Origin of the sequence: Nocardioides psychrotolerans (genome assembly GCF_943371775.1) — a bacterium.
GTDB classification, from domain to species: domain Bacteria; phylum Actinomycetota; class Actinomycetes; order Propionibacteriales; family Nocardioidaceae; genus Nocardioides; species Nocardioides psychrotolerans_A.
Map to the genome: position 1 here is coordinate 1 of NZ_CALRWD010000130.1, position 6,309 is coordinate 6,309.

General features: G+C 69.9%; 6 protein-coding genes. 1 reads left to right on the forward strand and 5 read right to left on the reverse strand.

Annotated features, from left to right (window positions below; all coding sequences use genetic code 11):
• Nucleotides 1-119: 119 nt before the first annotated feature.
• Entirely contained in the window at nucleotides 120-965 is an 846-nt protein-coding gene (locus AAG827_RS21770; protein WP_341928301.1) for a metalloregulator ArsR/SmtB family transcription factor, read from the reverse strand.
• Between the two features lie 99 nt (nucleotides 966-1,064).
• Here AAG827_RS21770 and AAG827_RS21775 point away from each other — a divergent pair, with 99 nt between their 5' ends.
• Nucleotides 1,065-2,444, forward strand: a complete 1,380-nt coding sequence (locus AAG827_RS21775) for an NAD(P)-binding domain-containing protein (protein WP_341928302.1) — start codon at nucleotides 1,065-1,067, stop codon at nucleotides 2,442-2,444.
• Between the two features lie 96 nt (nucleotides 2,445-2,540).
• Here the strand turns inward: AAG827_RS21775 and pstB are convergent, their stop codons facing one another.
• The 4 genes from pstB to AAG827_RS21795 form a co-directional block, all read right to left on the reverse strand.
• On the reverse strand, nucleotides 2,541-3,311 hold the full coding sequence (gene pstB, locus AAG827_RS21780; protein ID WP_341928306.1) for a phosphate ABC transporter ATP-binding protein PstB: 771 nt from the start codon (nucleotides 3,309-3,311) through the stop codon (nucleotides 2,541-2,543).
• A gap of 137 nt (nucleotides 3,312-3,448) precedes the next feature.
• Nucleotides 3,449-4,357, reverse strand: coding sequence for a phosphate ABC transporter permease PstA (gene pstA, locus AAG827_RS21785; protein ID WP_341928303.1), 909 nt, complete (start codon nucleotides 4,355-4,357; stop codon nucleotides 3,449-3,451).
• The gene (pstC, locus tag AAG827_RS21790; protein WP_341928304.1) at nucleotides 4,357-5,289 is read right to left on the reverse strand and encodes a phosphate ABC transporter permease subunit PstC; all 933 of its coding nucleotides are present in this window, start codon (nucleotides 5,287-5,289) and stop codon (nucleotides 4,357-4,359) included. The genes pstA and pstC overlap by 1 nt, the downstream gene beginning before the upstream one ends.
• A 21-nt stretch (nucleotides 5,290-5,310) precedes the next feature.
• Nucleotides 5,311-6,264, reverse strand: coding sequence for a PstS family phosphate ABC transporter substrate-binding protein (locus tag AAG827_RS21795; RefSeq protein WP_341928305.1), 954 nt, complete (start codon nucleotides 6,262-6,264; stop codon nucleotides 5,311-5,313).
• Nucleotides 6,265-6,309 lie beyond the last annotated feature (45 nt).

Below are 6,309 nucleotides of genomic sequence, written 5' to 3' on the forward strand. Positions count from 1 at the left end.
GGCGGCGCTCATCGGCTCGTGGGCGAGGGGGGTGCAGCACTCCAGCGGGTCGGATATCGACATGAGTCGATATTGACAGGTGTCGATGCCTCGGGCAAGTTCGGCCGAGCGGCCCTGGGTCAGTCGGTCGTGCGGCGGCGCTCGAGCAGGACCGTGTCACGCCAGCCGCCGTCGAGCCGCGCGATCCGGGAGCGGACAGCGAGGGTCTGGAAGCCGGCGGAGTGGTGCAGCGCGACGGAGGCGCGGTTCTCCGGGAAGATCGAGGTCTGGAGCGTCCACAGGCCGAGTGCGTCGGCCTCGGTGACCTGACGGTGGAGCAGCGACCTGCCGACACCCCGGCCCTGCGCGCCCGGCGCCACGTAGACCGAGGTCTCCCCCACCCCCGCGTAGCACTCGCGAGCCGACACCGCACTGACGCTCGCCCAGCCCACCACCGCCGCGTCGAGCTCGGCGACCCAGCGGTGCTGCGGGAGCCACTTCGCCCAGAGCTCCTCCACGGAGGGCACCTCCGTCTCGAAGGTCGCATTGCGCGTGGCGATCCCTGCTGCATAGATCTCCCGCACGGCCGCCATGTCCTCCAGCCGCATCGCGCGGGTGCTCACGTCCACCGGCAGGTCCTCGGGGCAGCACGGCGCCTCGGCGAGCGTGCCCATGACGACGTCGGCTGCGTGCGGGAGGCCGGTGCAGCAGGCCGGGTTGACCGAGACGACCGAGGACGTGCCGACCTTGTCGACGGTCACGAAGCCCACGTCGACCAGGCGGCGCACATGGTGGGAGCAGGTGGACTGGCTGATCCCGAGCGCCACGGCGAGGTCGCCCACCCGCAGCGCGCCGGAGCGTGAGGTCGAGACCGCGTGCAGCAGGCGCACCCGCGTCGGGTCGGACAGCGTCGCGAACCACTCGGCGTACGTCGCAGCCGCGTCGGCCGCGAGCGACAGGGAGGGGGTCGCGCGCTCCGTCGTCATGGCGCCGATCTTACATCGATCCCGGTCGATGCTTGCTTTCATCGATGCCCATCGATATTGTCTGTATCGACCGTCATCGATAGATCACCCGGAGCAGCCATGACCACCTCCCACCCGCACCCCCTCGTCATCGTCGGCGCTGGCCCCATCGGGCTCGCCGCCGCCGCCCACGCCCGCTCCCGCGGCCTGCGCGCCGTCGTCCTCGAGGCGGGCCCGAGCGCGGGCACCGCCGTGCGCGACTGGGGCCACGTCCGGCTCTTCTCCCCGTGGGCCGAGGTCGTCGACCCGGTCGCGGCGACCCTGCTCTCCGAGTCGGGCTGGACCGCGCCCGAGCCCGCGTCCTACCCGACCGGTCGCGACTGGGCCGAGTGCTACCTCCAGCCGCTCGCTGAGGCCCTGGCACGCAGCGAGGAGGTCGAGGTCCGGTGGGACCACCGCGTCGTCGGCGTGAGCCGCCAGGGCCGCGACCGGCTCGTCGACGCGGGCCGTGAGCAGACGCCGTACGTCGTGCGCGTCACCACGCCCACCGGCGCCGAGCGCCTGCTCGCCTCGGCCGTCATCGACGCCTCGGGCACGTGGGGACTCCCGAGCCCGCTCGGCGCCGACGGGCTTCCGGCGATCGGCGAGGTCGAGCACGCGGAGCGGATCAGCTACGGCATCCCGGACCTGGGCGAGGAGGAGGTGCGTGAGCGGTACGCCGGGCGGCACGTCGCCGTCGCCGGCACGGGTGCGTCGGCGCAGAACGTGCTCGTGGCGCTCACCGCGCTGGCCGCACAGGCTTCCGGCACCCGCATCTCGTGGCTGGTGCGTCGCGGCCGGACCGCAGACACGTTCGGGGGCGGCGACGCCGACCAGCTCGAGGCACGCGGCGCGCTCGGCGCGGCCGCCAAGGCGGCGGTCGAGGGCGGGCCGGTCACGACCGTGACGCAGTTCCGCGCGGCCGAGGTCGCCTCCGACGTGGCGGGCACGATGACGATCACCGACGTCGACGGCCGGCACGTCGAGGGCGTGGACGAGATCATCGTCGTCACCGGCTTCCGCCCGGACCTGTCATGGCTGGGCGAGGTGCGGCTCGACCTCGACCCGGTGCTCTCCGCGCCGCGGCAGCTGGCACCGCTGATCGACCCCAACGTGCACTCGTGCGGCACCGTCTACCCCCACGGCGCCGCCGAGCTCGCCCAGCCCGACCCCGGGTTCTACCTCGCGGGGATGAAGTCCTACGGTCGCGCCCCGTCGTTCCTCGCGATGACCGGCTTCGAGCAGACCCGCAGCATCGCCGCCGAGCTCGCCGGCGACCACGAGGCCGCGGCCCGGGTCGAGCTGGTGCTGCCCGAGACCGGGGTGTGCGGTGGCTCGGGGCTGTTCGACGGCACCCCGGCGAGCGAGGAGTCCGGCTCGACGGACGGCGGGTGCTGCGGCGCAACGGCCACGAGCGCGGCGCCCGAGCTGATCAGCCTGGGGTCGCGCACGGACGCCTGAGGCCCGTCGTACGACGGAACCCGCACGCCACCGAGCCCCCGGCGCGCCGGACGTGTCGGGCGAGTCGGTCACCCGGCCGACCCGCCAGGACCAACCTCAGCCGAAACGACCGGAGATGTAGTCCTCGGTGCGCTTGTCGTTGGGGTTGGCGAAGATGTTGCTGGTGCGGTCGAACTCGACGAGCAGGCCGGTGCGGTTGCCGGTGGTCTCGTCGGGGCGTGCGGTGAAGAACGCGGTGCGGTCGGAGACGCGGGCAGCCTGCTGCATGTTGTGGGTGACGATGATGATCGTGTAGTCGTCACGCAGGCCGACCATCAGGTCCTCGATGCGCGAGGTGGCGATCGGGTCGAGCGCCGAGCAGGGCTCGTCCATCAGGATCACGTCGGGCTTGGTCGCGATCGTGCGGGCGATGCAGAGGCGCTGCTGCTGACCGCCGGAGAGGCCGTAGGCCGACTGCTTGAGCTTGTCCTTGACCTCGTCCCACAGGGCGGCGCCGCGCAGGGCCTCCTCGACCAGGTCGTCCATGCTGTCGACCTTCATGCCCGTGACCCGGGGGCCGTAGGCGATGTTGTCGTAGATCGACTTGGGGACCGGGTTGGGCTTCTGGAAGACCATGCCGATCTGGGTGCGTACGGCGATCGGGTCGACGCCCCGGGAGTAGATGTTCTGCCCGTGGTAGGTGACCTCGCCCTCGACGCGGGCGCCCGACACGAGGTCGTTCATCCGGTTGAGGCAGCGCAGCACCGTCGACTTGCCGCAGCCCGAGGGGCCGATCAGCGCGGTGATCTCGTTCTTGCCGAAGGAGAGGTTGACGTCGTGGACGGCGTGGAAGTCGCCGTAGAAGACGTTGAGCTTCAGCGCCTCCATGACCGGGTTGGGCGGGATGTCCGGGATCTCGCGCTCGGACTCGTGCGTGGCGCCTGCCATGTAGAGCTCCCTGTCGTCCTCGGATGCTGCCTCGCGCGTCGACGCGGTGGCGGGGTGGCTGGACACAGTGGTTTCTCCTACCAGGTCTTCTGGAACTTGTTGCGGATGAAGATGGCGAGTGCGTTGAGGCCGAGGATCATGACCAGCAGCACGATGATGGCGGCAGACGCCGCGGTGCGGAAGTCCTCCTGCGACTGCGAGGTCAACGAGTAGATCATCATGGGCAGCGCGGTGACCTCGCTGAAGAGCCCCGAGGGATCGAAGCGCACGGCACCGGCGAGGCCGACGACGATCAGCGGCGCGGCCTCTCCGATGGCACGCGAGAGACCCAGGATGGTGCCGGTCGAGATGCCGGGGATGGCGGACGGGAGCGTCTGTCGCCACGTCGTCTGCCACACGGTCGCACCCAGGGCGAGCGACCCCTGACGGATCTCCTGCGGCACCGCACGCACGGCCTCGCGGGTCGTGATGATGATGACCGGGAGGATCAGCAGCGCGAGGGCGATCGAGCCACCGAGGACGATGCCGCTGCGCTCGAAGCCGAGCAGCGCCATGACCGCGACGGCCAGGAGCCCGTAGACGATCGACGGCACAGCGGCGAGGTTCTGCAGGTTGACCTCGATCAGACGGTTCCACCAACGCTCGTTGTCGGCGAACTCCTCGAGGTAGAGGGCCGCTGCGATGCCGAGCGGTACGGCGAAGAGCGCCGTGAAGAGCATCAGCCACAGCGATCCCAGGATGCCGGCGCGGAAGCCGGTCTCCTCGGGGCGGATTCGCGAGCTGTAGTCGGTCAGCAGGCCGGTGTCGAAGCGTCCGGCACCGGCGATGGCGGTGTCGATGATGAGCACGAGCAGGACCATGACGCCGAAGAACAGCGAGAACCACAGGCCGCCGAGGAAGATCAGCGAACCGAGCCCGCGGTCCTTGGAGCGACCGGTCGAGACAGAGCGCGTGGTCTCACGCGCGACGGTGGTGGCGACACTCATCAGTAGGCCTGCCTGTAGCGACGGACGAACGCGATGCTGATCATGTTGATGACCAGCGTGATCACGAAGAGCAGCAGTCCGACGGCGAAGAGCGTGTTGTAGGAGGTCGAGCCGACGGGGTTCTCGCCACCGGCGGTCTGCGCGATGAAGCCCGTCATGGTCTGCATGCTTTCGCGCGGGTCGAGCGAGAGGTTCTTCTGCCCACCGGCCGCCAGCGCCACGATCATCGTCTCGCCGACGGCTCGGGAGAGGCCCAGCACGACGGCGGCGGCGACACCCGACAGCGCCGCCGGGAGGACGACGCGCAGCGTGGTCTGCATCCGGTTGGCCCCCATGGCCAGCGACCCCTGCCGCATCGACTGCGGCACGGCGGACAGCGCGTCCTCCGACAGCGACGCGATCGTCGGGATGATCATCACGCCCAGGACGAGACCCGCGGCGAGCGCGTTGGTGAAGCCGACGTCGAAGCTCAGGATGTCCTGCAGCAGCGTCGGCGTGACGAAGGACAGGGCGAAGAAGCCGTAGACCACCGACGGCACACCGGCGAGCAGCTCCACGGTCGGCTTCAGGAACTTGCGGGCGCGGGGAGAGGCGTACTCCGAGAGGTACATCGCCGCGCCGAGGCCCAGCGGGACGGCCACGATGAGGGCGATGACCGTGGTCATCGCCGTGCCGCCGACCAGTGGCAGCACGGCGTACTGACCCTCGGTGGCGAAGAAGTCACCGAACGGGACCTCGCGGAAGAACTCGATGACCGGCTGGATCAGCGCCGCCACGATGCCGACGGTCACGGCGACCGAGAGGAACGCCGACGTCATCAGGATCGCGCGGATGACCGTCTCGCCGGGCCGCGCCTTGCGCCGGAGGTTGGGGGCAGCGGGCAGGCCCGTCCCACGGGGGGACGGGCCTGCGCCGGTGGTGATGATGCTCATCAGATTATCTAGGACTCCGGGTCAGCTGGAGATGCCCTCGAGGGCGGTCTGCGTCTCAGAGTAGAGGTCGTCGCTCAGCGGGATGAACTGGCCGATCTCGGCGATCTCGGCGAGGTTCTCGATGTAGAAGTCGACGTACTCCTTGACGGCCTCGTTGTCGTTGTACTTCGCCTTGTTGACGTAGATGAACAGCGGGCGGGCCAGCGGGGTGTACTCCCCGGCCTGGGCCGTCTCGGCCGACGGAGCGACACAGCCGTTGCCGCCGTCGATCTCCAGCGCCTTGAGGCTGTCGGAGTTCTCCTCGAAGTAGGTGTAACCGAAGTAGCCGGTCGCACCCTCGGTGCCCGCCACGCCCTGGACCAGGACGTTGTCGTCCTCGGAGGACTCGTAGTCGCTGCGGGTGGCCTCAGCCTCGGCGCCGATGACGTCGTTGGCCATGTAGTCGTAGGTGCCGGAGTCGGTGCCGGGACCGAAGAGCGAGATCTCCTGGTCGGGGAAGCTCGGGTCGATCTCGTTCCAGTTGGTGGCCGTGGAGTCAGGGCCCCAGAGCGCGACGATCTGGTCGACGGTCAGGCAGTCGACGGCGAGGTCGGGGTGCACGACCATGGTCAGGGCATCCGTGGCGACCTGGAGCTCGACGTACTCGATGCCCTCGGCCTCGCACGCGGCAACCTCCTCCTCGTCGATCGGACGCGAGGCGTCGGAGATGTCGGTCTGGCCGGCGCAGAACTTCTCGAAGCCACCGCCGGTGCCGGACTCGGACACCGAGACCTCGATCTGCGAGCCGTCCTCGAGCGCGAGCTCGTAGGCCGCGTCGCTCATGGGGAAGACCGTCGACGAGCCGTCGACGATGACGCTGCCGGTGGCGCCGCCGGTGCTGCCACCTTCCTCGTCGCCCCCGCCGCAGGCGGAGAGGGTGAGCGCCAGGGCGGCGATGCCCGGCACGATGGCCCGGCGGATGGAGGTGCTCTTCACTTCGATCTCCTGTGTGGTCTGTGGTGTGACGATCAGGAGTGTTGA

Coding starts and splice junctions, on each gene's coding strand:
- AAG827_RS21770 (WP_341928301.1), bottom strand. CDS start 965: ATGACGACGGAGCGCGCGACCCCCTCCCTGTCGCTCGCGGCCGACGCG.
- AAG827_RS21775 (WP_341928302.1), top strand. CDS start 1,065: ATGACCACCTCCCACCCGCACCCCCTCGTCATCGTCGGCGCTGGCCCC.
- pstB (WP_341928306.1), bottom strand. CDS start 3,311: ATGGAGGCGCTGAAGCTCAACGTCTTCTACGGCGACTTCCACGCCGTC.
- pstA (WP_341928303.1), bottom strand. CDS start 4,357: ATGAGTGTCGCCACCACCGTCGCGCGTGAGACCACGCGCTCTGTCTCG.
- pstC (WP_341928304.1), bottom strand. CDS start 5,289: ATGAGCATCATCACCACCGGCGCAGGCCCGTCCCCCCGTGGGACGGGC.